This window comes from Flavobacterium sp. AED, from assembly GCF_000812945.1.
Classification (GTDB): domain Bacteria; phylum Bacteroidota; class Bacteroidia; order Flavobacteriales; family Flavobacteriaceae; genus Flavobacterium.
Genome location: NZ_JSYM01000004.1, coordinates 18,783 through 43,652 on the forward strand (window position 1 = coordinate 18,783; position 24,870 = coordinate 43,652).

General features: G+C 33.8%; 28 protein-coding genes. 11 read left to right on the forward strand and 17 right to left on the reverse strand.

The features are described 5' to 3' along the window. Window positions 1–23 precede the first annotated feature (23 nt). Window positions 24–1,085, forward strand: a complete 1,062-nt coding sequence (gene leuB, locus OA85_RS13665; RefSeq protein ID WP_039110353.1) for a 3-isopropylmalate dehydrogenase — start codon at window positions 24–26, stop codon at window positions 1,083–1,085. 110 nt (window positions 1,086–1,195) lie between these two features. Here the strand turns inward: leuB and OA85_RS13670 are convergent, their stop codons facing one another. After that, window positions 1,196–1,558, reverse strand: a complete 363-nt coding sequence (locus OA85_RS13670) for an RNA-binding protein (RefSeq protein WP_035668600.1) — start codon at window positions 1,556–1,558, stop codon at window positions 1,196–1,198. Between the two features lie 154 nt (window positions 1,559–1,712). Continuing rightward, window positions 1,713–2,195: a DUF6252 family protein gene (locus OA85_RS13675; protein ID WP_039110354.1), complete on the reverse strand. Its 483-nt coding sequence runs from the start codon at window positions 2,193–2,195 to the stop codon at window positions 1,713–1,715. Between the two features lie 199 nt (window positions 2,196–2,394). Here OA85_RS13675 and OA85_RS13685 point away from each other — a divergent pair, with 199 nt between their 5' ends. The 7 genes from OA85_RS13685 (at window position 2,395) to OA85_RS13715 (ending at window position 7,924) form a co-directional block, all read left to right on the forward strand. Then, complete coding sequence (locus OA85_RS13685; RefSeq protein ID WP_039110356.1) at window positions 2,395–2,955, forward strand: 30S ribosomal protein S16; 561 nt, start codon at window positions 2,395–2,397, stop codon at window positions 2,953–2,955. A 15-nt stretch (window positions 2,956–2,970) separates the two neighbouring features. Beyond that, window positions 2,971–3,495: a ribosome maturation factor RimM gene (gene rimM / locus OA85_RS13690; protein ID WP_039110357.1), complete on the forward strand. Its 525-nt coding sequence runs from the start codon at window positions 2,971–2,973 to the stop codon at window positions 3,493–3,495. A gap of 152 nt (window positions 3,496–3,647) precedes the next feature. After that, complete coding sequence (locus OA85_RS13695) at window positions 3,648–3,998, forward strand: four helix bundle protein (protein ID WP_039110358.1); 351 nt, start codon at window positions 3,648–3,650, stop codon at window positions 3,996–3,998. 86 nt (window positions 3,999–4,084) lie between these two features. After that, window positions 4,085–4,792, forward strand: coding sequence for a tRNA1(Val) (adenine(37)-N6)-methyltransferase (locus tag OA85_RS13700; RefSeq protein WP_039110359.1), 708 nt, complete (start codon window positions 4,085–4,087; stop codon window positions 4,790–4,792). A 236-nt stretch (window positions 4,793–5,028) separates the two neighbouring features. After that, window positions 5,029–6,207, forward strand: coding sequence for an acyl-CoA dehydrogenase family protein (locus OA85_RS13705; RefSeq protein ID WP_039110360.1), 1,179 nt, complete (start codon window positions 5,029–5,031; stop codon window positions 6,205–6,207). Window positions 6,208–6,298: 91 nt separating this feature from the next. Next, on the forward strand, window positions 6,299–7,081 hold the full coding sequence (locus OA85_RS13710) for a DUF3050 domain-containing protein (protein ID WP_039110361.1): 783 nt from the start codon (window positions 6,299–6,301) through the stop codon (window positions 7,079–7,081). A 69-nt stretch (window positions 7,082–7,150) separates the two neighbouring features. Then, a complete protein-coding gene (locus tag OA85_RS13715; protein ID WP_039110362.1) occupies window positions 7,151–7,924 on the forward strand; it encodes an SGNH/GDSL hydrolase family protein in 774 nt (257 codons plus the stop codon). A gap of 32 nt (window positions 7,925–7,956) precedes the next feature. Here the strand turns inward: OA85_RS13715 and OA85_RS13720 are convergent, their stop codons facing one another. From OA85_RS13720 to OA85_RS13730, 3 genes are all read right to left on the reverse strand, one after another. After that, window positions 7,957–8,274 carry a 2Fe-2S iron-sulfur cluster-binding protein gene (locus tag OA85_RS13720; protein WP_039110363.1) on the reverse strand — a complete coding sequence of 106 codons (318 nt, stop codon included), beginning with the start codon at window positions 8,272–8,274 and terminating at the stop codon, window positions 7,957–7,959. Between the two features lie 179 nt (window positions 8,275–8,453). Next, window positions 8,454–8,693 (reverse strand): NifU family protein, encoded by a 240-nt coding sequence (locus OA85_RS13725; RefSeq protein ID WP_035668624.1) that lies wholly within the window; start codon window positions 8,691–8,693, stop codon window positions 8,454–8,456. An 80-nt stretch (window positions 8,694–8,773) separates the two neighbouring features. Further along, window positions 8,774–9,904 (reverse strand): Mrp/NBP35 family ATP-binding protein, encoded by a 1,131-nt coding sequence (locus OA85_RS13730; RefSeq protein ID WP_039110479.1) that lies wholly within the window; start codon window positions 9,902–9,904, stop codon window positions 8,774–8,776. Between the two features lie 281 nt (window positions 9,905–10,185). Between OA85_RS13730 and OA85_RS13735 the strand changes: the two genes are divergently transcribed. Next, on the forward strand, window positions 10,186–10,776 hold the full coding sequence (locus OA85_RS13735; RefSeq protein ID WP_039110364.1) for a hypothetical protein: 591 nt from the start codon (window positions 10,186–10,188) through the stop codon (window positions 10,774–10,776). Window positions 10,777–10,813: 37 nt separating this feature from the next. On the opposite strand, the gene OA85_RS13740 is transcribed toward OA85_RS13735, so the two are convergent. From OA85_RS13740 to trmB, 3 genes are read right to left on the reverse strand one after another with little or no spacing between them, the layout of a single operon-like run. Further along, on the reverse strand, window positions 10,814–11,143 hold the full coding sequence (locus OA85_RS13740) for an MGMT family protein (protein ID WP_039110365.1): 330 nt from the start codon (window positions 11,141–11,143) through the stop codon (window positions 10,814–10,816). A gap of 50 nt (window positions 11,144–11,193) precedes the next feature. Beyond that, complete coding sequence (locus tag OA85_RS13745; protein WP_039110366.1) at window positions 11,194–11,829, reverse strand: LysE family transporter; 636 nt, start codon at window positions 11,827–11,829, stop codon at window positions 11,194–11,196. 53 nt (window positions 11,830–11,882) lie between these two features. Further along, window positions 11,883–12,560 carry a tRNA (guanosine(46)-N7)-methyltransferase TrmB gene (gene trmB / locus OA85_RS13750; protein WP_039110480.1) on the reverse strand — a complete coding sequence of 226 codons (678 nt, stop codon included), beginning with the start codon at window positions 12,558–12,560 and terminating at the stop codon, window positions 11,883–11,885. Window positions 12,561–12,807: 247 nt separating this feature from the next. On the opposite strand from trmB, the gene OA85_RS13755 reads away from it, so the two are divergent. Further along, the gene (locus tag OA85_RS13755; protein ID WP_039110367.1) at window positions 12,808–14,418 is read left to right on the forward strand and encodes a murein L,D-transpeptidase; all 1,611 of its coding nucleotides are present in this window, start codon (window positions 12,808–12,810) and stop codon (window positions 14,416–14,418) included. A 23-nt stretch (window positions 14,419–14,441) separates the two neighbouring features. Here OA85_RS13755 and OA85_RS13760 read toward each other — a convergent pair whose 3' ends face one another. Together OA85_RS13760 and OA85_RS13765 are read right to left on the reverse strand one after the other, a co-directional pair. Beyond that, entirely contained in the window at window positions 14,442–15,824 is a 1,383-nt protein-coding gene (locus OA85_RS13760) for an ammonium transporter (RefSeq protein WP_052257261.1), read from the reverse strand. Between the two features lie 224 nt (window positions 15,825–16,048). After that, a complete protein-coding gene (locus OA85_RS13765; protein WP_039110482.1) occupies window positions 16,049–16,558 on the reverse strand; it encodes a nuclear transport factor 2 family protein in 510 nt (169 codons plus the stop codon). Between the two features lie 239 nt (window positions 16,559–16,797). On the opposite strand from OA85_RS13765, the gene OA85_RS13770 reads away from it, so the two are divergent. Beyond that, window positions 16,798–18,381 (forward strand): murein L,D-transpeptidase, encoded by a 1,584-nt coding sequence (locus tag OA85_RS13770; RefSeq protein WP_039110483.1) that lies wholly within the window; start codon window positions 16,798–16,800, stop codon window positions 18,379–18,381. Window positions 18,382–18,488: 107 nt separating this feature from the next. On the opposite strand, the gene OA85_RS13775 is transcribed toward OA85_RS13770, so the two are convergent. From OA85_RS13775 to OA85_RS13805, 7 genes are all read right to left on the reverse strand, one after another. Further along, window positions 18,489–18,803, reverse strand: coding sequence for an HPF/RaiA family ribosome-associated protein (locus tag OA85_RS13775; protein ID WP_039110368.1), 315 nt, complete (start codon window positions 18,801–18,803; stop codon window positions 18,489–18,491). Window positions 18,804–18,945: 142 nt separating this feature from the next. Then, the gene (locus OA85_RS13780; RefSeq protein ID WP_039110369.1) at window positions 18,946–19,374 is read right to left on the reverse strand and encodes a very short patch repair endonuclease; all 429 of its coding nucleotides are present in this window, start codon (window positions 19,372–19,374) and stop codon (window positions 18,946–18,948) included. 3 nt (window positions 19,375–19,377) lie between these two features. Next, the gene (locus OA85_RS13785; protein ID WP_039110370.1) at window positions 19,378–19,794 is read right to left on the reverse strand and encodes a hypothetical protein; all 417 of its coding nucleotides are present in this window, start codon (window positions 19,792–19,794) and stop codon (window positions 19,378–19,380) included. Beyond that, window positions 19,766–22,045: a sensor histidine kinase gene (locus tag OA85_RS17080; RefSeq protein ID WP_052257262.1), complete on the reverse strand. Its 2,280-nt coding sequence runs from the start codon at window positions 22,043–22,045 to the stop codon at window positions 19,766–19,768. The genes OA85_RS13785 and OA85_RS17080 overlap by 29 nt, the downstream gene beginning before the upstream one ends. Continuing rightward, window positions 22,042–23,127 (reverse strand): HpaII family restriction endonuclease, encoded by a 1,086-nt coding sequence (locus OA85_RS13795; RefSeq protein ID WP_039110371.1) that lies wholly within the window; start codon window positions 23,125–23,127, stop codon window positions 22,042–22,044. Before OA85_RS13795 ends, OA85_RS17080 begins: the two co-directional genes overlap by 4 nt. Next, a complete protein-coding gene (locus OA85_RS13800; protein WP_231557107.1) occupies window positions 23,121–24,383 on the reverse strand; it encodes a DNA cytosine methyltransferase in 1,263 nt (420 codons plus the stop codon). Before OA85_RS13800 ends, OA85_RS13795 begins: the two co-directional genes overlap by 7 nt. A gap of 2 nt (window positions 24,384–24,385) precedes the next feature. After that, window positions 24,386–24,661, reverse strand: a complete 276-nt coding sequence (locus tag OA85_RS13805; protein WP_231557108.1) for a helix-turn-helix domain-containing protein — start codon at window positions 24,659–24,661, stop codon at window positions 24,386–24,388. Window positions 24,662–24,870: the final 209 nt, after the last annotated feature.

A 24,870-nucleotide genomic window follows, 5' to 3' on the forward strand; every position in this document is an offset into this window, starting at 1 on the left:
GATACTAATATAAAACTTACCTAATGAAATTTAACATAGCCCTTTTAGCCGGTGACGGAATTGGACCAGAAGTAATTAATGAAGCTGTAAAAGTTTCTGATGCTATTGCAAAAAAATTTAACCACGAAATCAATTGGACCCCAGCTCTTACGGGAGCTTGTGCTATTGATGCCGTTGGAGTTCCTTATCCTGATGAAACGCATGAAATTTGTATGGCTGCTGATGCCGTTCTATTCGGAGCTATTGGGCACCCAAAATACGATAACGACCCAAGTGCTCCTGTTAGACCAGAACAAGGTTTATTGTTAATGCGTAAAAAATTAGGTTTGTTTGCTAATGTACGTCCTACATTTACTTTCCCTTCTTTGATTGACAACTCTCCTTTAAAAAGAGAACGCATCGAAGGAACTGACTTAATTTTCCTTAGAGAACTTACTGGAGGAATTTATTTTGGTGAAAAAGGAAGAAAAGATGATGGCGAAACTGCTTTTGATACTTGTACATACACCAGAGCTGAAGTAAAACGTTTAGCAAAAAAAGGTTTTGAACTTGCCATGACACGTTCAAAAAAATTATGTTGTGTTGATAAGGCAAATGTATTGGAAACTTCCCGTTTATGGAGAGAAACAGTACAAGCTATGGAAAAAGAATATCCTGAAGTAACGGTAAGTTATGAATTTGTGGATGCTGTAGCGATGCGTTTAGTGCAATGGCCAAACTCTTATGATGTCCTGATTACTGAAAACTTATTTGGAGATATATTAACGGATGAAGCTTCCGTAATTTCAGGTTCTATGGGATTAATGCCATCAGCATCAGTAGGAGAACATACTTCATTGTACGAACCTATTCATGGTTCTTATCCACAAGCAACAGGATTGAATATTGCCAATCCATTAGCAACAGTTTTATCTGCGGCAATGATGTTTGAAGATGCTTTTGGATTAAAAGAAGAAGCAGAAGCGATTAGAGCAGTAGTGAACAAATCATTGGAGCAAGGAATTGTAACAGAAGATTTAGCCGGAAAAGGTGCTAAAGCGTATAAAACTAGCGAAGTTGGTGACTGGTTAGTTGCAAATTTGTAAAACAATTATAATTCTGTAGAAATGCAATGTATTGCATTTCTACAGAATATATACCAAACAAAAAAGGTGTCAATAAATTGACACCTTTTTTTATATTGTAGAAAAAAATATTAATATCCTCCTCTGTTTCCACCACCACGGTTATCTCCACCACGGCTGTTTCCACCACCATAACCACCGCGTGAATCTCCACCACGACTGTTATTGTTAAAACTTCTTCTTTCACCTTCTGGTTTTGGCTCAGATTTGTTTACTACAATTGCACGTCCTTGAACAGTAGCTCCGTTCAATTCATCAATTGCTTTTTGAGCTTCGTCATCATTTGTCATTTCAACAAAACCGAATCCTTTACTTCTTCCAGTAAATTTATCAGTGATGATTTTAACTGAATCAACTGCTCCGTAAGCCTCGAAAGACTCTCTTAAATCTGCTTCCTCAATACTGAATGGAAGACTTCCAACAAAAATATTCATATGTACTTATTTAAATAATAGAACAAATGTACTCTTATTTTATTCTAATCTACTATATATTAGCTTATTTATGATTTTTATTTTAATCCCAGAAAGAACAACACTATCATAAAGCACCTAAGTAAAGTCTCTTAAGAACACAACACACCCTAGTTTATTGAACAGGTGAACTTACAGGAACTTTATAAAAAACGCCTTGTTGGAAATTTACTAAAGGGCCAGCCAAAGGATTATTGTAAGTGTTTTCTGCATTAAATTTAAAAGTACCCGTAACCGTTTTATTGGCAACATCATATTCGGTTATTACAATTTGACCATCTCCAATGCCAAAACCCGTAGAAAAAGTAATCAAACTACCCGTAGCATCCGTAATAGTATACGTCACTTTTTTTGATTCACTGGTTCCTAAAAAATAGGTTTGAGCTTTTGTAGCAGTAGTTTTCAAGGACAAAGTCTCATTACTGGTATAGGCTTGAATAAGCAAAGACCCATCTGCAGCGATAGTTGCTTTAGATTCTACTGCTCTCCAAAATACATTGTCCTTTAGACCTTGCAGTGAAGGATTATTAAACCTAACATCTTCCTGACAAGAAATTAAAGAAAAAAGCACGACAATAAATAGAAAGTATTTTTTCATAAATGCATCTTTTAAACAAACAAAAGTATGATATTATAGCTAAAAAAAATAAAGTAGACACAAAAAATACCGATCAAATCCTCACTAACACATTACCATTCATTAAAATACTATTCGAATTAGCATTTATAAATAAAAAATGTATCTTTGCACCCTTAATTAATCGAGGTCGAGTACCTCAAAATTTAATCACAAGATTATGTCAGTAAAAATTAGATTACAAAGACACGGTAAAAAAGGAAAACCTTTTTACTGGGTTGTAGCAGCAGATGCTCGCTCAAAAAGAGATGGTAAATACTTAGAAAAAATCGGCACTTACAATCCAAACACAAACCCAGCAACTATCGACTTGAACCTTGATAGCGCAGTAAAATGGCTACACAATGGTGCTCAACCAACTGATACTGCTAAAGCAATTCTTTCTTACAAAGGAGCTTTATTGAAACATCACCTTGATGGTGGTATCCGTAAAGGAGCTTTAACTCAAGAACAAGCTGATGCAAAATTAGCTACTTGGTTAGAAGCTAAATCTGGAAAAGTTGATGCTAAAAAAGAAGGTTTAACAAAAGCACAAGCTGATGTTAAAGCTAAAGCTTTCAAAGCAGAACAAGATGTTAATGCTAAACGTTTAGCTGCAGCTGCTCAAGCAGAAGCTGACGCTATCGCTGCTGCAACTCCAGCTGTTGAAGAAGAAGTTACTGAAGTTGAAGCTGAAGAAGCTCCTGCTGCAGAAGAAAATAACGAAACAACTGAAGCATAATTTTAGAAGGCGAACATGCGTAAAGAAGATTGTTTCTATTTAGGTAAAATCGCTAAAAAATTTAGTTTCAAAGGGGAAGTTCTTGCCTATTTAGATACGGACGAACCTGAGTTATACGAAAACCTGGAATCAGTGTTTGTTGAATGCAACAAACACTTGGTTCCATTTTTTATTGAAAATAGTTCACTACACAAAAACGACTTCCTTAGAATTCGTTTTGAAGATATGAACACCGAAGAAGATGCTGATGCTATCATAGGCAACGCCATTTATCTTCCTTTAAATATGTTGCCAAAACTTACCGGCAATAAATTCTACTTTCATGAAGTAATTGGTTTTGAAGTTGAAGACAAACGCTTAGGCGTTGTTGGAAAAATTCAATCCGTAAATGATACTAGCACCCAACCTCTTTTTGAAGTTTTAAACGGTGATGTAGAAATCCTCATTCCTATGATTGACCATTTTCTTGTAAAAATTGACCGAGAAAATAAAAAAGTCATCATGGATTTACCAGAAGGACTTATTGAAATGTACCTTTAGGGGAAATTCCAACCGAAAAATAAATTCCAAATTTTTAAATTCCAAATTCCAATAATAGGAATGGAAATTCAAATATTTTAATCTAAATTTGAAATTCAAAATCAACTAGAAGAATCTATCTTCTTGTTAGAGTATTGGAATTTGATATTATTATGGAAAAACCATACGATTTAGAAGAAAGAACTTTTTTGTTTGCTAGAGAATGTAGAATCTATGTTCAAAAGCTGCCGAAAACTATTTCAAATATTGAAGATGGTAAACAATTAGTAAGATCTTCAGGCTCTGTTGGCGCAAATTACATTGAAGCCAACGAAAAACTAGGAGAAAAGGATTTATCATTTCGTTTGAAAATAGCCAGAAAAGAAGCTAAAGAATCTAAATATTGGCTTCGGTTATTACAAGAATTAAATCCAGAATTAAAAGAAAATTCAGAAAATTTACTGTTTGAAGTCGAAGAATTAAGAAAGATTTTATCGGCAATAATAACAAAAACAACAAAATAGAAATTCCAAAATTGAAATTCTCTCTTTTGTTGGAATTTGGAATTTAAAAAATTTGGAATTTTCATTATCTCATTAAATCCTAAATTATGTTTTCATTTAAAAAATTTGTTGTAGAGCAGGACCGTTGTGCCATGAAAATTGGGACAGACGGTGTTTTACTTGGAGCTTGGACACCAATTGATAACAATCCCTTTAGCATTTTAGATATTGGAGCCGGAACAGGAATTATCGCTTTAATGCTTGCGCAAAGAAGCAATGCAGAACAAATTGACGCTTTGGAAATCGACGAAGAAGCCTACGAACAATCTGTCGATAATTTTGAAAACTCCCCTTGGAGTGATCGCTTATTTTGTTTTCATGCCGGTCTAGATGAATTTGTAGAAGAACCAGAAGATGAATATGATTTAATTGTTTCCAATCCTCCATTTTACACTGACGATTACAAATCCGAAAACGAACAACGCGATTTAGCTCGTTTTACTGACGCGATGCCTTTTGAAGATTTAATTGAAGCGGCCGCTTTGCTACTTTCTGAAAACGGTATTTTCTCCGTCATAATTCCTTTTAAAGAAGAAGCACTTTTTTTGGCTCTAGCTAAAGAATACGAATTACATCCTTTGAAAATCACTCGCGTAAAAGGAACTCCAACTACTGAAATCAAGCGAAGTTTATTGGCTTTTAGCCGAAGTGAAAATACTATCATTTCTATTGATGAATTAATTATTGAAACTTCAAGACATCAATACACACCCGAATATATCGAATTGACAAAAGATTTTTACTTGAAAATGTAATTTGGAATTTTATCCAAATCCGTCAACTCCCTCATTTAAAATAAATTTCGAACGGCAATTAGCTATTTTATTGTAAATTAGTAGACAATGATTTTTTTACTAAAATCATGCTTTAACAAACACCTTATTTGATTGTAAAATTTTGTTATTTTCAATAAAATTAAAAAAATATAACATTTATTAATGCTTTTGTTATATTTCTTTATGTAAATTTGTCGCATAAAAATTACCAAACCATGAAACCAGACTTATTTCAAGCCCCAGATTATTATAACTTAGACGATTTACTAACCGAAGAACACAAATTAGTTCGTGATTCTGCCCGTGCATGGGTAAAACGTGAAGTATCTCCTATTATAGAAGAATATGCTCAAAAAGCTGAATTCCCAAAACAAATTATAAAAGGTTTGGGTGAAATTGGTGGTTTTGGCCCTTACATACCTGAAGAATATGGTGGCGCAGGTCTAGACCAAATTTCGTATGGTTTAATCATGCAAGAAATTGAACGTGGAGATTCTGGTGTTCGTTCTACTTCATCCGTACAATCTTCTTTAGTAATGTATCCAATTTGGAAATATGGAAACGAAGAGCAACGCATGAAATACTTACCAAAACTAGCTACTGGTGAATTCATGGGCTGCTTTGGACTGACTGAGCCTAATTATGGTTCAGACCCAGGAAGTATGATTACGAACTTTAAAGATATGGGCGATCATTATTTACTGAATGGTGCCAAAATGTGGATTTCGAATGCTCCTTTTGCAGATATTGCCATAGTTTGGGCAAAAAATGAAGAAGGAAGAATTCACGGTTTAATTGTTGAAAGAGGAATGGATGGTTTCACCACTCCTGAAACACATAACAAATGGTCCCTTCGTGCCTCTTCTACAGGAGAGTTGATTTTTGATAATGTTAAAGTCCCAAAAGAAAATTTATTGCCAAATAAATCAGGATTAGGAGCTCCGCTAGGCTGTCTTGATTCAGCACGTTACGGAATTGCCTGGGGTGCTATTGGTGCAGCAATGGATTGTTACGATACGGCGCTGCGTTATGCCAAAGAAAGAATCCAGTTTGACAAACCTATTGCAGGAACTCAATTGCAGCAAAAGAAATTAGCCGAAATGATTACTGAAATCACTAAAGCACAACTATTGACTTGGAGATTAGGTGTTTTGAGAAATGAGGGCAGAGCAACAACAGCTCAAATCTCTATGGCCAAAAGAAATAATGTGGATATGGCTATTCATATTGCTCGCGAAGCTAGACAAATGCTAGGCGGAATGGGAATTACAGGAGAATATTCTATTATGCGTCATATGATGAATCTGGAATCAGTAATTACATATGAAGGAACACACGACATTCACTTACTAATTACAGGAATGGACATTACTGGAATTCCAGCTTTTAAATAGTAATAAACGACTATTAAAGTATTTATAAAATTGATAGTAAAAGCTTCTTGGAAACAAGAAGCTTTTTTATATTTACACAAAAACACCACCAATGAATATTGAAACAATCAACAATAGGATACGGCCCCAAAAAGAACTATTGTTACAACATCCTTTATACAAAAAAGTAAAAACTATTGAAGACTTACAGTGTTTTCTAGAGAGTCACGTGTATGCGGTTTGGGATTTTATGTCATTATTAAAAGCATTACAATCCAAGTTAACTTGTACAACAACCCCTTGGTTCGCCACAGAAAATCCAGAAACCAGATATCTCATTAACGAAATAGTTCTTGCTGAAGAATCAGATTTGACCATTGACGGTCGCCGCCAAAGTCATTATGAAATGTACATTGAAGCAATGAAAGACTGTGGAGCAAACACAGCGGGAATTGAACAATTTTTATCAGAAGTAAATTCGCTTAAAAACATATTTGTTGCTATCAAAAAAAGCAATTTACACCCTAATATCAAAGCATTTTTAGATTTTACTTTCAGAGTTATTGAAGAAGGAAAATCGCATGAAATAGCTGCTGCTTTTACTTTTGGAAGAGAAGATCTGATTCCGAGTATGTTTACCGCAATTTTAAAAAACTTTCAAGCTAATTTTCCTCAAAAAAATTTGAGTAAGCTAATTTATTATTTTGAACGACATATCGAATTAGACGCTGATGATCATGGTCCTATGGCGATGAAAATGATAACGGAACTTTGCGGAACTGACGCACAAAAATGGTCAGATGTAGAAGAAATTTCGATTTTAGCTTTAGAAAAACGCATCGGCCTTTGGGATGCCATCGAAGAAAACATAATGATGAATGTGGAATTAGCTTAAATGCAAAACCAATACCATCAAATAAACGTAACTATTATTTAGAAATGACTTATACCAAATTTCAAAATAATGAAAAACCAATTCAAAATAATAGTTGCGTTCTTTTTACTACTTTTTATAGTGGGCTGCAGCAGTGAAAATCCAGTCCCTAGAACAGCTTCTGCACCAATAGTTTCAAACCCCACAACCACAACTAATCCGGTAGTGATAACGGTCCCACAAACACAAAATCAAACCTTTAGTTATTTGGCCCTTGGGGACAGTTATACAATTGGACAGAGCGTATGTGAAACCTGTAGATTTCCGGAACAACTCAAGAAAAGCCTGAGTAATTTAAATCCAAACAACACCTATCCTTTGCGACTTATTGCACAAACTGGCTGGACAACCACAAACTTAATTTCGGCAATTGATTTACAAAATCCGACATCAGATTATGATTTAGTCACGTTATTAATTGGCGTAAATAATCAATATCAAAACAGATCTTTTTCGTTATACGAGAAAGAGTTTCCTGAATTAGTAATTAAAGCTGTTGCTCTTGCAAAAGGGGATAAGGCGAATGTGATTGTAGTTTCTATTCCAGATTATGCCTATACACCTTATGGACAAGGATCAGGAATTCAATCGAAGATTTCTATGGAAATTGATGAGTATAACGCTTTTGCAAAAAAATATTGCACCGATAACGCTATTGAATTTATAAACATTACTGATATCACCAGACAAGGTTTAACTAACACTAATCTTGTCGCTCAAGATGGATTGCATCCTTCGGAATTAGCGTATTCTTTATTTGTAGAACGGATTTTGCCAAAAGCGGCCATAGCCATACAAAAATAAAAAAAGCGTTCACTAAGATGAACGCTTTTCAATTAATTTTCCGGAGCCAACTCCAGTTCTAAACCTTCGAGGCTTTCGGTGATTGGGATTTGACAGCCCAAACGACTGTTAGCTTTTACGTAGAATGCTTCAGAGAGCATCGCTTCTTCATCGTCTCCCATTTCAGGTAATGCAACATCATTCAGAACATAACATTGACAAGAAGCGCACATGGCCATTCCGCCACAGGTCCCTTCTACAGGAAGTTCATATGCTTTACATAATTCCATGATATTCATGGCCATATCTGTAGGAGCCTGTAATTCATGCACTACTCCTTCTCTGTCTTTAATTTTTATTAATACATCCATTTTTTACTATTTGGAATTGGTTGGTTAATCAATAGCTTCTTTTTGGTATCCAGATTTTTTGCGTGAGGGATAAAAGCTAGCTACCGAAGTAGCGCGTATAGCCCGACCATTTTAATAAAAAAGGCTGTTACCCATTTATCGAGTAGCCTTTTTTATTAAAAGGGGCACGCCCTAATCATTTATAGGATATTTACAACAGTTTCTATTTGGGGAGCAAACTTTTTGATGGTGGTTTCCACACCGGCTCTCAATGTCATTTGGTTTACACTGCAACTGGTACACGCTCCTTCGAGACGCACTTTTACATGTTTGTCGTCCTCGATGGAAATAAGGGTAATGTCTCCGCCATCAGAGTTCAAAAAAGGTCTGATTTCTTCAAGTGCTTTTTGAACTTCTAGTGTTAATTCTTCTGTTGTCATAATTTAGATTTTTAGATAGTTAGATTTTCAGATAGTTAGGTTTTTTCTCAAAGTCTAACTATCTAAATTGTCTAAGTAGTCTATTTTTTATTTACTGCTGAACAACCTGCCATAGTTGTAATTTTCACCGCTTCGGTAGCGGGTAAACTTTCGTTTCTGCTTACTACTTCCCGCACTACATTTCTCGTGATTTCTTCAAAAACAGTTTCGATAATTGAACCGGTTTGCATCGCTGCAGGGCGACCGTAATCTCCAGCTTCACGGATTGATTGTACAATTGGCACTTCTCCAAGGAATGGAACGTCTAAATCTTCTGCAAGATTTCTGGCTCCTTCTTTTCCAAAGATATAATATTTATTTTCAGGTAATTCTTCCGGTGTGAAATAAGCCATGTTTTCAATAATTCCCAATACAGGAACATTTATTGCTTCAGACATAAACATAGAAACTCCTTTTTTAGCATCGGCCAAAGCTACTGCTTGAGGTGTACTTACAATTACAACGCCTGTGATAGGTAATGATTGCACGATTGAAAGGTGGATATCACCTGTTCCCGGTGGTAAATCAACTAACATGAAATCTAATTCTCCCCAATCAGCATCAAAAATCATTTGGTTTAATGCTTTGGAAGCCATTGGTCCTCTCCAAATTACCGCTTGACTTGGCGCTGTGAAAAAACCTATAGAAAGAATTTTTACTTCGTAGCTTTCAACTGGTTTCATTTTTGATTTCCCATCCACCATTACGGAGACTGGTTTTTCACTTTCTACATCAAACATGATTGGCATAGACGGTCCGTAAATATCAGCATCAAGGATTCCTACTGAGAAACCCATTTTAGCCAATGATACCGCTAGATTTGCAGTAACGGTAGACTTTCCTACCCCACCTTTACCAGAGGCAACTCCGATAATATTTTTTATTCCAGGTATTGATTTCCCTTTCACTTCTGGCTTGTCCGGAACCTCAACTTTACTATTGATTTTGATTTTAGCATCCGGAGATACTAATTCAAGAATTGTTTTTTTGATATCGTCTTCAGCACGTTTTTTAATGTGCATTGCCGGTGTGTGCAATACTAAATCTACTACAACCTCATCGCCAAAAGTAATTACATTTGCTATTGCACCACTTTCAACCATGTTTTTTCCTTCTCCAGCTATAGTAATCGTTTCTAAAGCTTTAAGAATGTCTTTCCTATCTAATTTCATTTTTAGTTTATTGTTTTCTATTGGCATTTTAGTACCAGAATATTATCTTTATTTAAACTGATTTCAGATTACAAAGATACTATGAAAAGTTCTTATTATAAAGGATTTGTATTGCATTTATTGATGTGGAAATTGATGGTATTTATTAGCCAATTTCAACGTTATAATTTCCCAACACCAATCCATCTAAAGGGAGCTATTCTCTTTCCTGATTTAATTAAAAAACAACATCATTAAATCCAATAAACTAAAATTTATAATTTAAATTTATAAGAAAAAATATGGGATTAAGTTTTCATTATAAGGGAGCACTGAGAAACCCTACACTTTTAAAAAAATTAATTGAAGAGGTGACTGACATCGCGCAGGCCAACCAATGGAAATTTCATGTTTTTGAAGAAGTATTTCCAAGTCCTATTTTTACTCTTGATTCCTATAATGATTCCATTTACGGCATTTGCTTTAGTCCTCCCAATTGCGAAGTTGTTTGCTTGACTTTTCTATCCAACGGAAAAATGTGTACTTTCTATAATTTCGAATCTACGAAGGTTTCCGTAAATGAGTTAGACGAAAACTATTTATCGGTAAAAACCCAATTTGCCGGACCTGAAATCCACAAACAATTGATGGTCATCTTCGATTATATAAACAAGAAATATTTAGAAAATTTTGATCTTAGCGATGAAGGAAATTATTGGGAAACAAAAAATGACCAATTACTCCAGGATACATTTGAGAAATACACCAATTTAATTAATGGATTTGATAGTTTATTAAACAACATCCCAATTGGAGAAAACGAAACCATCGAAGCCTATTTAATTCGAATTGCCGAAATGAACAATAAAAAGAACGACACTAATGAAGGATAAAAACGACAACGAAAGTGAACTTCCAAAACTGTAAAAATTACTCTTGCCTAACCTCTGGCTGCCAAAAATGTTTTTCAAAATCCACAATTTGATTGTCCACAACTTCTATTCCTTCGTTTTCCAATAATTGTTGCATAAGATTTGTTCCGTTAAAATGAAGTTTTCCGGTAAGCAAACCTTTTCTATTGACCACACGATGTGCCGGAACATCTTCCATATTATGCGAAGCATTCATCGCCCAGCCTACCATTCGAGCAGAGCGCGCAGTTCCTAAAGCTTTTGCAATAGCACCATAAGAAGTGACTTTTCCATAAGGAATTTGTCTGGCGATGGCGTATACCCGTTCGAAAAAATTGTCGTTTGACATGGTTATGAATCTGATGAAAAATGTTTTCTATTTTGCGCAAAGCAAAAAAACTAACTCAAATAATATCGTATAATATTGAATAACGTAATTGCAGCAATCAATCCGGTTATCGTTCCAATAATCGTATTCATATTCCTCATGATATAATCCGTCTTGTTTTGTATTTTTTGAAAGAATGTGATATAACAGTAAAAAACCAAAGAAGAACCCAGCACCACACCAGTCACAAAAACAAAAACATAGCCCATATCATAAAAAAACAAATTATAAGAAGACAAAGTGATGCTTACAAAAACATAATATGGAATAGGAAAAAAATTAAGTGCAGAAAGCAGCATCCCAAGAAAAAACCTTTTTGTACTGCTGTACTTTTTTATCTTACCCTTTTTTTTCTTTGGTTTTTTTGCAATCCAAAGAAAATAGACCGTCAGAGTGGCAAAAACACCAAATCCGGCTTCACGCAATAAGATTAATACATCAGGACGTTCATCAATATAATGGGCAAATAGTATGGCAAGATAAGCTTGAAAAAATATTATAATGACAGCTCCTAAAACAAACCAGGTTGCACTTCTTTTTCCTTCTTTAAGATTTACTTTAGCCGCTGTCATATTGATTAAACCTGGTGGTGTAATACCAATAAAAGCAGTAACGAAACCCAAAAGCAAAGATATAATTAGATTCATAGGCAATAAGTCAGTAGTAAAAAAGCAAGACTATTCAAATTCTAAATGCGAGACTATTCTTTAATTTTGAATCTAATATACGTAATTGCTTTATTAATCTCCAAATATTGTTTTTCGTAAAAAGTTTGAAAAGCAGTCACTTCCTCCGGACTTCCTTCGTTTACATACACATTATGATTGGCATACAAAACTTCATGACCCTCTCCATGCAGCAATCCCAGCGTATATCCGTGCATGAACTCACTATCGGTTTTTAAGTTTACGACTCCGTCTTTTTTGAGGATTTTTTTATACAACTGCAAAAACTCCGAATTCGTCATTCTGTGTTTTGTGCGTTTGTATTTTATTTGCGGATCTGGAAAAGTAATCCAAATTTCGTCCACTTCATTTTCAGCAAAAATATGATTGATTAACTCGATTTGAGTTCTAATAAAAGCCACATTATGAAGTCCTGTATCAACAGCAGTTTTGGCACCACGCCAGAAACGGGCTCCTTTGATATCGATACCTATAAAGTTTTTATTTGGGTATCTTTCGGCAAGACCTACTGAATATTCTCCTTTTCCACAGCCTAATTCCAGTACCAATGGATTTTCATTTTTGAAGAACTCCGAGTTCCATTTCCCTTTAAGCGGAAATAAATCCCCTACTACTTCTTCTCTTGTTGGTTGAAAAACGTTATTGAATGTTTCGTTTTCCTTGAACCTTTTTAATTTATTTTTGCTTCCCACTTTTTCAAAATATTTCGGCAAAATTAAGGAAATATATAAGACCGAATGGTTTGCTGAAGAAAAAATGAAGAAAATCATTTCGAGAACCTTTGCTATTGCAAAAGTATTTGTGTTTTGAATCGTTTTTACGAAACGATTTCTAATTCTTGTATTAATTAAACCGGCAAGATTCTTTGAACATAAACTCGATTGTCATTCGTTTTTTACCAAGAAAATATTTCATTATCTTTATATAAATAATTACGCTATGAGAAACTTTGTAGTATCGTTTGTAATTATATTTTTCGGCTTTACGCTTGCCATCGTTTACCGCAATAACAAAGAAAACGAGATGGTAAAAGCAATTGCTATTGCCTTATCCCTTCAAAAATCATCGGATGCAAAATCTGTAATTCTCATCAACAGCGCTATTATAGCGGATTTTTTTAAGAAATATCCTGATTTAAAAAAATATAAATCAGATGTTAGTGCTTTATACAAAAAACGAAACTATAAATCTATTTGGTATGATCGCAAAGGAGTCATTGAGTTTGCTAATTTGTTATATTCGAAAGTAAATCTGCTTGATGAAGAAGGGGTAGCATCCAATTTAGCCTACAAAGATAAAATTGACGGGATTTTCAAAGAAAAACGCACAGACGACCTATCTCCTGTCGATACTGAACTATTATTATCCTCTCTTTATGTTTTCTATGCCAAAAAAGTATTCCAAGGAATTGACACTAAAAAAATCAGGGAAATAGGATGGTTTTTACCTCTAAAAAATCTCTCGTATGAAAATTTATTGGATTCGCTGTTAGTCGATCCTAAATTGCTGAGTAAAAACGAAAAACAACTATTTGGACAATATTATAAACTGCGTGAAGCTTTAAAAAAATACCGTCAGATAGAAAAAAATGGAGATTGGAACCCAATAACAACTGATTTCTTGCCAAAAGAATACAACCTTGGTGACAGCTCAAAGACCATCGGTCAAATTAGGCAACGCCTGGCAATTACAGGAGATTTAAAACAGAATTCCAAAAGCAATTTGTACGACAAAGAATTAATGGAGGGTGTATTGAATTATAAAAAAAGAAACAGCATGAAAATGGATTATTCAATAACTTCGATGCTTATTCAGCGCATGAACACCCCAATTGAGAAATACATCAAAGCCATTATCGTTAACATGGAACGCTGCAGATGGATTGCTCCAGAAATGACTAAAGCAGATGAATATATCATTATAAATATTCCATCCTTCAAACTGATTTTTAAAAAAAATGGTAAAAAGGAATTAGAGTCAGCTGTATTTGTAGGCGAAACCATGAATGAAACGGTTATTATCAGCAGCAATGTGACACAAATTGTATTCAGCCCGTACTGGAACGTTCCCAACAGCATCATAGAAAATGAGCTAGTTCCAGCGATGTCTCGTGAAAAAAATTATCTGGAAGCCCATAATATGGAATGGAATAACGGTAAAATCAGACAGAAACCCGGAGAAAAAAACGCATTGGGACTCGTGAAGTTTATTTTTCCGAATGCAAATGACATCTACTTACACGACACTCCTTCTAAAAGCTTATTTGAATCGGAATACCGAGCCTACAGTCACGGCTGCATCAATATGAGCAAAGCCAAAGAGCTGGCTTTATTGCTTTTAAAAGATGATCCTGACTGGCCTATAGAGCGCATTAATGACGCCATGAAAGGGGGAAAGGAAACCATTTGTATCCTAAAAAAGAAAATTCCTATCCATATAGGCTATTTCACAACGTGGGTAAACGATTCTGGTGAAATTAATTTCTATAATGATGTGTACGAAAGAGACGACCGCTTAGCCGAATTGCTGTTTTCGGATGATTCCAAATAAATAATTTCATACAAAACACCGCTCTATTCTTCGTCAATAACCAGATCTGAACACTCAATTGGATAAAGTGTTTCGTCATGCTGCGAAAGGTCCAATCCCATAATCTCGGATTCTTCGGTAACGCGCATCGGAATAATTCTATTGGTTATTTTGAATAAAATATAAGCCCCAAAAAAAGTATAAATAGAAACCAAAACCAATGCCATCATGTGATGTCCAAAAACGTTCCAGCCACCATGAAGCAAACTCGCATCTTCACCATGCGCAAAAATTGCCGTTAGAATCATTCCCATAATTCCACCAACGCCATGACAAGCAAAAACATCTAAGGTATCATCAATCCCTTCTAAAAATTTAGCATTAACAACCGTATTTGAAACAAGGGCAGCAATAAAGCCAAAAAACATACTTTCAGGAACGGATACATATCCTGCTGCCGGAGTGATTGAAACCAGCCCTACTACAGCACCGATACAAGCTCCAAGTGCCGAAACTTTTCTGCCATTTATACGATCGAAGAAAATCCAAGTTAACATAGCTGCTGCCGATGCGGTTGTTGTCGTAGCAAAAGCCATCGCCGCAACGCCATTGGCCTCCAAAGAAGAACCAGCATTAAAACCGATCCAACCAAACCAAAGCATTCCCGTTCCTAATAAAACAAAAGGGATATTAGTAGGTACGTGACGGCTATTTTTTCTTTTTCCCAAAACAATAACTCCTGCCAAAGCGGCAAACCCGGCACTCATGTGTACCACGGTTCCACCTGCAAAATCTTTAACCCCAAAGTAAGAACCTAAAATCCCTGTAGGATACCAAACAGCGTGGCATAAAGGAGCATATATGAACAACGTAAACAAACAAATAAAAAGTAAATAGGAAATAAAACGAACGCGTTCCGCAAAAGATCCTGTGATAATCGCTGGCGCAATAACGGCAAATTTCATTTGGAACAAAGCATACAACATAAACGGAACGGTACTCGCTATACTTTTATGTGGCAACATCCCAACATAATCCATAAACGCAAACGTCCCCGGATTACCCACAAAACTATAAAAACCGGAACCTATATGAATTCCCATCGGTTCGCCAAAAGCCAAACTAAAACCTACAACTACCCATAATAATGTTACGACACCCAAACAAATAAAACTTTGCAACATGGTAGAGATTACATTTTTCTTTCCTACCATTCCACCGTAGAAGAAAGACAAGCCTGGCGTCATAATTAACACCAAACAACAAGAAGTTAGCATCCAGGCAACATCAGCAGGAATAATGTGATCTGTTGTTGCAAATTGTGAAAGAACAGGACTAGTTCCTGACACCGCTGGCCATAATACACCAGTGATACAAACCATACTTATAATGACAAAGGATATGATCCAGCGTTTCTCTATTTTCATTTTCTTTACTTAACCCCGATTTATTAGGGGGCAAAGTTAAAAAAAAATTGATTTCGAGCCATAAAACAATTTAAAATAGGGGTCGATAAAACAATTATCGCTGAATTAGCAATTATAAAGGCATTTTTTTAAATTTATTCGATTTAGCACCTATGATTTCAGGTGTTTATTGAGGAATATATTATAATGAATTTTTCAGTCAAATTAAAAATGGAATATAAGTACTACTTATTTTGCAGGTTTTTGAGCAGCGTGTCTTCAATGGATGCTTTTATTTTGACAACCTCATTAACATTATCGTTAGGAATAGTCATGGACAAAACATAGTGTTTTATTTTCCACTCCTTACCTATTTTTACAAGTACTCCAGAGCCTCGACAAATTTTCATTTGCGTATTTAACAACTCATCAAACCAGGCCGTTTTTCCCGTTTTATCAAAATAAATGTGGCGCTCCAATGCGGTAAAATTCCAAGCTTTGCCTTGGTCAAAAAAAGGTTTCGCCCAAACTTTGAAGGCGGTTTTATTCCAATTTTCCGTGGCATCCGTGCCAATGAAAATAGCATCTTCCGTCATGACATTAAAATACGCATTATAGTTTGCTTCGGCGGCAGCTTTATGCCACGCATCAAGTGTCGTATTGATGCTTTCTTTCTCGTTTTCAGCGTCTTGATTCTTTGGGATAAAAGCTGAAAACAGCAAAAAACTTAAAGAAAACAGGATTATTTTTTTCATAATTTTTGGATTTACATAAATTGATTTGATAAAAAAAATTGATTTAAAAATTAAATTAAATATATAAAATACTAATAACCAACATATTAACAAATTATTTTGTTTAATTCAAACACTAAAAGTAAAGATAGAATTTAAAACTTAAAAAACACCCCCTTTTAGAACCCGTATTACAACACTCGATTTGACGTATTTTTGTAATGCCTTCAAATGAATTATTACGCATTAAAGTTCAACCTATGAGAAAGTTACTATTCCCAATTATAATTATTGTTTTTACAATAGTATTCACCACCGTTTCCTGCAAAAAGAAAAGCGAAAATATCCCTGCAGAAAATAAGGAAAACATAAGCAGTCCAGAAGACATGACTTTTGACAGCACTCATGTCGAAACGTTTTTCGGGAAGTATCCAAAACTGGAAAAATACAAACCCGAAGTAGAATCGTTATACCGCAAACACCAATTTCATTATGTATGGTTTGATAAAAACGGAATCAATGAATTTGGAAATTTGCTACACAACAAAATCAATAATCTAGCACAAGAAGGCGTTCAGACTGCTATTCCCTACAAAGAAAAATTAGACGAAATTTACGATGATGCTGATGACAATCAAAAACCAAACATTGATATCGAACTGTTAAACTCTGCATTATACTTTTTTTATGCCGATAAAGTATATCATGGTTTAGACGCACAAAAAACAAAAGATATGGGATGGTATTTGCCACGAAAAAAACAATCCTATGTCAGTTATTTAGATTCACTGTTAATCAATCCTTCCTTAATCAACAAAGACGAAAAAGGAGTATTAGGCCAATATTACTTATTGAAAGACGTCTTGCAAAAATACCGCCAAATAGAGCAAAAAGGCGGATGGAAAGCCATAACTGTTGACCCAGAAGTGAAGTCGTACAAACCTGGAGACAGCGCTACAGCAATTGCTCAAATCAGACAACGGTTATTCGTCACTGGCGATATTACAACTGATTCAAAGAGCGCTGTATATGATAGTGCATTGGCCGCAGGAATTTTGAAATACAAAAAGAGAAGCGGCAATACCCTCAATAAAACTATTTTACCCGAACACATCAAAGACATGAATGTGACCGTAGCCGAACGTATCAAAACCATCATGGTCAATATGGAACGCTGTCGCTGGATTTCAAATGACATTACCAAAGCCAGAGAATTAATTGTCATCAATATTCCCGCCTACGAATTAACGTTTCTTAGAGATGGAAAATCAGTATTAAAGTCTAAAGTCGTAGTGGGAAAAGCCTTGAACAAAACGGTTATTTTCAGCGCTCCAATGAAATATATTGTATTCAGACCGTATTGGAATGTCCCAGCGAGTATTTTAAAGAAAGAAATTCTTCCCGCAATCGAGAAGAATCCAAATTACTTGGCGGAACACGATATGGAGTGGAAAGACGATTACGTAAGACAAAAACCAGGACCTGAAAATTCATTAGGACTAGTGAAATTTTTATTCCCTAATTCGAATGCTATTTATTTGCATGATACACCTGCAAAAAGCTTATTCAGTCAAGAAGACCGCGCTTTCAGTCACGGATGCATTCGTGTGGCCAAGCCAAAAGAGCTTGCCGCCATGATCATGAAAGATGACAAAAACTGGAATCTTGAAAAAATAGAAACAGCGATGAACAGCGGAGAAGAATACTGGTACACCCTCAAAAATAAAATTCCGGTTTACATTGGCTATTTTACCGCTTGGGTAGATGCTGACGGAGTGGTACATTTCTATGAAGATGTTTATGACAGGGATGAAACATTAGAGCGATTGCTGTTTAACAGATAAATTTTGTTAGTTTCCTAAAAAATCACACCCAAAAAAAATGACACTTTCTTATTTAAAAGATTGTGTCATTTTTTATTTTTTATTGCTATTTGCCCAAAGGCAACTATTTAATACGTTTTCTGTTTTTCGAAAGTTGTATCCAACACTTTTTTAATTTTATCCAATGCCCCGTGAAATGCTTTCTCCGTAGAATCTGCATGATGCGTAACCGCAACTGGCTGCATGTTTATTGGCCGTGCCTCAATAAGACATCGTTTGTCATTGATTCCGGTTTTATCACTGTTCTCGTCTCCAAGATGTACTTCTAAACGGGTAACTTTTTCTTCAAAACGCGTTAACGCTTTTTCTAGTTCCTCTGCAATATACGCTTTCAAACGTGCGTGTCCTTCTACATTGTTGTCGGTGTTGATTTGTATTGTCATAGTATTATTTATTTAATGTTGTCTTTCAAATTTACCGAACCCTTTATGAAAAACCGAGTCCATTAGTAAAACATTGTGAAAATAAAAAAGAGAGGAAGGGAATTTCAAGGAAGGAATTGAATCGTGATTTGTAATTTACAACCTAGCTTTTTTGATTTTGTCTCGAAATAATTTCTGACTGGATTTTAGCGATACAATCCTCCAGATGTTTCTCTATTTCTGCACTCCAGAAACGGAGCACTTTCCAGTTTTGTGACTCCAGATAGTTGTTGACTTCAACGTCTCGTTGCATATTTCGTTCTATTTTCTTTTGCCAAAACTCTGTATTGGTTTTCACTTTGTCTTTTTGGGTTTCCCAATCTTTTCCGTGAAAGAATTCGCTGTCAACAAATATGGCAATCTTCAAATTTTTGAAGGTTAAATCCGGTGTGCCGAAAATCGTTCTGTTGTTTTTACGGTAGCGATAGCCAAAAAACCACAAAGCTTTAGCAAGCCTAACTTCACTCTTAGTGTCTTTGTTTTTAATGGCACTCATGTTTTTTGAGCGTTGGGATGGAGTTAGGCGGTCCATGAATTAAATTACACCTTCCTCAATAAGATCTCTAAGTTTATACATTAGATTTGGTCTATGTACACAATAGGTATATGTATCACCTTTATCAACTAATTTTCTTAGTCCTTCTTGATCCAAATTAAAACTATAAAAAATTATCGTGCAAGTTTTGTTAACAGAACGAATGTTTTTTATCACTTGATTTCCATCAATTCCATCACCATTGTTACTCAAATTATAATCAATGCAAAAAACAAGAGCACTTGGTATGTCATAAGCTATGTTTTTAAATTTATTTGAATCATTTTCTTCAGTTATATCAAGATTAACATCACAATCGTGTTGTATTTCATTTAACTCATCACCAATAGATGGTAGATATTGTCTGTTATCTTCCACCCAAACAATATCAATTACTTTTTTGTACTTTCCTGCCATGTTTATTAAATTTTAAAATAAATATTACTCCTTTTTCGTTTTGGTTGTCTACTTCAATACTCAAATTTTCTGTTTTTGAAATTATACTATTCACGTGAAAAAGACCTAGCCCTGATCCTGAAGTAGTTGTAAAGCCGATATCAAAAATATTCTTCAAAGAGCTATCTGGAATACCTTTACCATCATCTTTAAACTTAATCATTAATTCGTTATTGTTGATTTCATAGTTGATATCAAAGTATTTTGCTTTTGCTCTAATTGAATTACTCACTAAATTATCAATGATAATTGTTATTTCAATAGGTCTGAATTTGCAAATAAATTTTAATTTTTCAGAATTAATCGAATTTATTTTTATGTCTTCAGATCTAATTTGTGTTAGTATGTTAAGTGTATATTCATGAATAAATTCAATAATATCAGTTTCTATTTCCTCAGAAAACAATTTAAAGTTTGCTTTTGTGGCAAATTGTGAAACTGCCAAAATTTTTCGGTTCTCTAAACTTATTTCTCTTAACTTTTTCGCAAGTTCTTCATTGCTAATTTTTTCACCTCTGTTTACTCTTTTGTATAGACCATTCACGTAGTTATTAACAATGTCAGATGAAATTCCAACACTATGCATAAAACTCACAATTTCATCTAGATCTTGAGATTTTACAGATTTAAGAAATAGATTTTCTGAATTTTTTTCAGAAATTAATTTATCTTTTTGTTTTATTTCTTCCTCAGCGATTTCAGCAGTGGCTATTGCATCTTCAAGAGTAGATTTAATAGTATTAACTTTTTCTAATAATTCTAAATTATCAAATTCTCTGGCAATATTTTCAATTGAACTTAAAACTGTAATAGCACTATTACTTTGAATTTGATTATTACCAATTATACCCAACAAGTCAGGATGGAATTCAATAGAAAGAATATCTTTATTATTAAAGCCAGATATATATTTAACTATACCTTCTAAATTATTTCTTGAACTATCATATTTTTTAATATCTATTCCATATTTTAAAAACTTCATTACATAGTTCTCAAGTTTAGAGATGACATTATTAATAAAGAAGTCTTGGAGTTGATAATAACTACGATTTTTAATTAAACCGTCTCCTCTGCTCGTAGTCTCTTTAAATTCTTCATTTTCTCCTGAGATTTCAATTCTTCCAATTAATTCTGTTGTCCCAACATGATTACCAATTTTCTTTTGCTGTCTTATATCTAATGAAAAAGAATCTTCACCAGGTTCTCCATATGGATATATCCTTATATTGTTTTTGTAAAGAAAAAGTGATCCATAATCGACGGCTTTTATTCCCATTAATCTTGTGAAATTTGTTCTCGCTTTTCTATCAAGATGATAAAGTTCAACCAGAATATCCTGGAGTAAATGATATTCATTATTTTTTTCAACAATTTTGTATAATGTTCGTCCATTATCTGATAATTCAGTTGTAATCGTATGTCCATCAGTTGAAATCCTTGATAATAAATGAACTGTTTTGTTCTTTAGAATTGAAAGTAAATTATTTTCAACTGGACCATTTACTTTCCAATACGAACTCAATTTATCATTGTCATATTCAACAAAATCTCTTGCTGTTACATTAATTTTAAATTTTCTATTGTTATTGTCTTCAAATGGGTTAATTAATTTAGATAATGAATGCTTCAGTTTGATTATTTTGTTTGAATCCCAATTTGAATCTACTCTTAACCCAGTAATTTCAAGAAACGTTCCTGTTTGAAATTTCGAAGGGTTGTCTTCAAGTATTTGATGGTCAACAGGAATATTTACAAACTCAGCTCTAGAGTTTTCCTCAAACTTTGTCCAATCAACGATTATTTCCTCTATTCTTGAGTTAGGTTCATCTTTTTTTGACACTAAGCGCAAACTTGTACCTAGTTTGTCACAGGAAAATCTTCCAATACCCTTAGCTCCTGCATAGTAAAAACGATTATTAATTTTATCTCTATAGTCTATATCCTCAGTACCGTCTTTTTTTGCTGAGTAAGCCACAAATAACCATTTGTTTATAAGGTCATCATAATTCATTCCCTTACCATTATCAATAATGATAATCTTACCTTCAGAAGTATAAATATTTTCGAAAATTATTTCTACTTCAGTAGCGTGGGAATCAAATGAGTTCTTAACCAACTCAAATACTGCAATGTAATCGTCAGTAATTAAATCACGACCAATAATATTTTTCAGTTCTGAACTTACTCTAAATTTTAATTCATCACTCATTTTATAAATCGTATTTGTAAGTTTAGTTTAATTTTTTGTTTTCCATTCTCCTCATATATTTTACCGAAATTATGCTTCTTTGGATCTCCAGTTTCTAATTTTGTGTTTTGGTAAAGATAATTTTCAAAGTTTTTGGTAAAGTAAAAATGGTAACAAATTAATTCTCCATCATCTTTTACTATTAAATACCCCCCTGTAGCTTGATAATCTCTTGTCCAAACTTCCGCCGCTCTCATTCCTAAAGCATAGTCGGTTAAAAACTTTTTCATCATCATTTCATACATTTTCGAATTAATCGAAAGATTGTAACCAATCGGATTTATTTCTTCTATTTTGGTTATGAACTTTGGAATTGTATTTTCAGAACTTATATTATTTGTGTAAAACATTAAAATAACTTCTGCTAGAATTTTACTGAAATTAAAATCTACTGTTTGTAGATTAGTAACAAAAACTTCGTTATCAACTTTTTCAAATTCAAGTGAAGCACCTGAGTTTTTTATGATTTCTATTTTTTCTGAAAACTCTTTAGCATCATTTATTTTTAAAATTATACTTTCATCTAAATAATTGCCTTTTATTAAGAAAGTAAAATTGGTTGCACCACTGGCATTAACAAGTGTCGCAGGTCTTCCTAACTGAGACTTAACGCTAAATCCAAGAGTTGGCATTAAAAATGAATTAGGATCTTCGATTTGTATTGTGATATCGTTTTTTAATTTTGACTTCGCTTTTAAAGTATTAATTGAAAAAGAATTTAAAAAAATTTCTATTTGAGGTATAGAAAAAGCTCCTTTAGATTTCTTTTTTGCCTTAATTTCGTTTAAACACAACTTTGTATTTTCAATAAATTCATAAATAGGTATTTTGAGTAGAAGTTTACCGTCTGTAATTATAATTAATTCATCTTCATATGAAAAACTAACATTTCTATCTTTTTCATTTCTAATAATTTTCAGAATTGGGTAAAAAACATCTTCTACTTTTTTGAAATTTTCTTCTCCTAAATGTAGTTTTTTATCTACAATTAATTTTAATAAAGCATATGGCTCACTCCATTCTCCAATGTTTCCTGTTAGCATAATTTAGCTTTTATCAGATCAATAATTTTTTCTGCTGTTGCTTGAATGGCTGGAACCGCAACGGAATTCCCAAATTGTTTGTAAGCAGAAGCATCTGCGACAGGAATTAAAAAATTATCTGGAAAGCCTTGTAATCTCGCCCATTCTCGCGGGGTCATTTTTCTAATTCCTTCACGATTGACTTCTCCTTTGATATGAGTTGTTGGCGTATAATCTGTTATTCGATTATCAATAACTAAATTTCTTTCTCTACCCATTCCACCAACTACAATTGCATTTGATACCTCATCATCTTTAATAATTTCATATCCAAATCCATTTCCTTTACTTGCGTGTCTTTCTTTATGACTAATTAGAGTACGCAAATATTGAGTTGATAAATAATATTTTGTAGGAACTACGTTTTCTTCTTTTACTTTTCTGAAAAAGACTTTTTCTTCTAAAGGTTCAGGATATGAAAATGAATCTATATTTAAATCATTTCTAAAACCAACTATATATATACGCTCACGATTTTGTGGCACTCCGAAATTTTTAGCATTAACTATTTGAGGTTCTGGGACAAAATAACCCAAGTCATTACGTAAAACATTTAGGATTGTTGCTAACGTTTTCCCTCCATTATGATTTCTTAAACCTTTTACATTTTCTAAGAAAATTGCTTTTGGTTTTCTGTTTTTTATTATCTCTGCAACGTCAAAAAAAAGTGTTCCTCTTGTGTCTTCAAAACCTCCTCTTTTACCTGCAATTGAAAAAGCTTGACAAGGAAATCCTGCACACAAAACATCAAAATCGTCTGGTATATAATTTTTTGTTCTTTCTTTAGTTATGTCGCCGAATGGTGTCTCTCCATAATTAGCTCTATAGGTTTTCTTTGCATTTTCATCCCATTCAGATGTAAATACACATTTACCGCCAAGATTTTGCATTGCCATTCTAAATCCTCCAATCCCTGCAAAAAGATCAATAAATTTAAAAGTATAATTTTCCGGAGTTGGAAAAGGAACTTCTCTAACTTCAAATAATAATTGTTGTAATGCTACATCAGAAACGAGATTTAATTTCTCTTCATCATTTTTATATTCAATTATTTCTTTTAAATATTCTTTCGCTTCTTTTTCAAAATGCTTTTTTACACCATTATCATAATTATGAAGATAATGTGTCAACACAGCTTTTTTATTATCTTCTTGTTCAACAAAACGCATTTTGAATTTCTTGTTATCGAATTCTTCAATTGATATATTCTCTTTCATTATCATTTTTTAAAACTATTATCATTAAAGAAGCTTGCAAAATCAGTATCGAGTGCGAGTATGATTTTTTCAATTATTGTTATTGAAACATTTCTTTTTCCTTTTTCTATATCAGAAATATAATTCCTGTCAACATTCGAAATATTAGCCAGTTGCTCAATAGAGAAATTTTTTCTCTCTCTTAATTCTTTTACTTTTTGACCGAATTTTTCTTTAATCTCCATATTTGATAAAATTAGTTTTACGCCTACAATTGACCCGCCTACAATTGACCTCATTAATTTTTAGTTTTCAACTTGATCTGTTAAAACAAAAAAACGCTACTCTTTCGAATAGCGTTTTTTGAAAAATAAAAGTTCTTATGAAATCTAATACCCTAGCCCTGATGGAAGCGGCATCCTTTTTCTTGCTTCTTTAGCAAGGAAAAGATATAGCGTACAGCAGGAAATAGCTTCTGAAATAAATTCAGAATAAATCCTGAAAATAT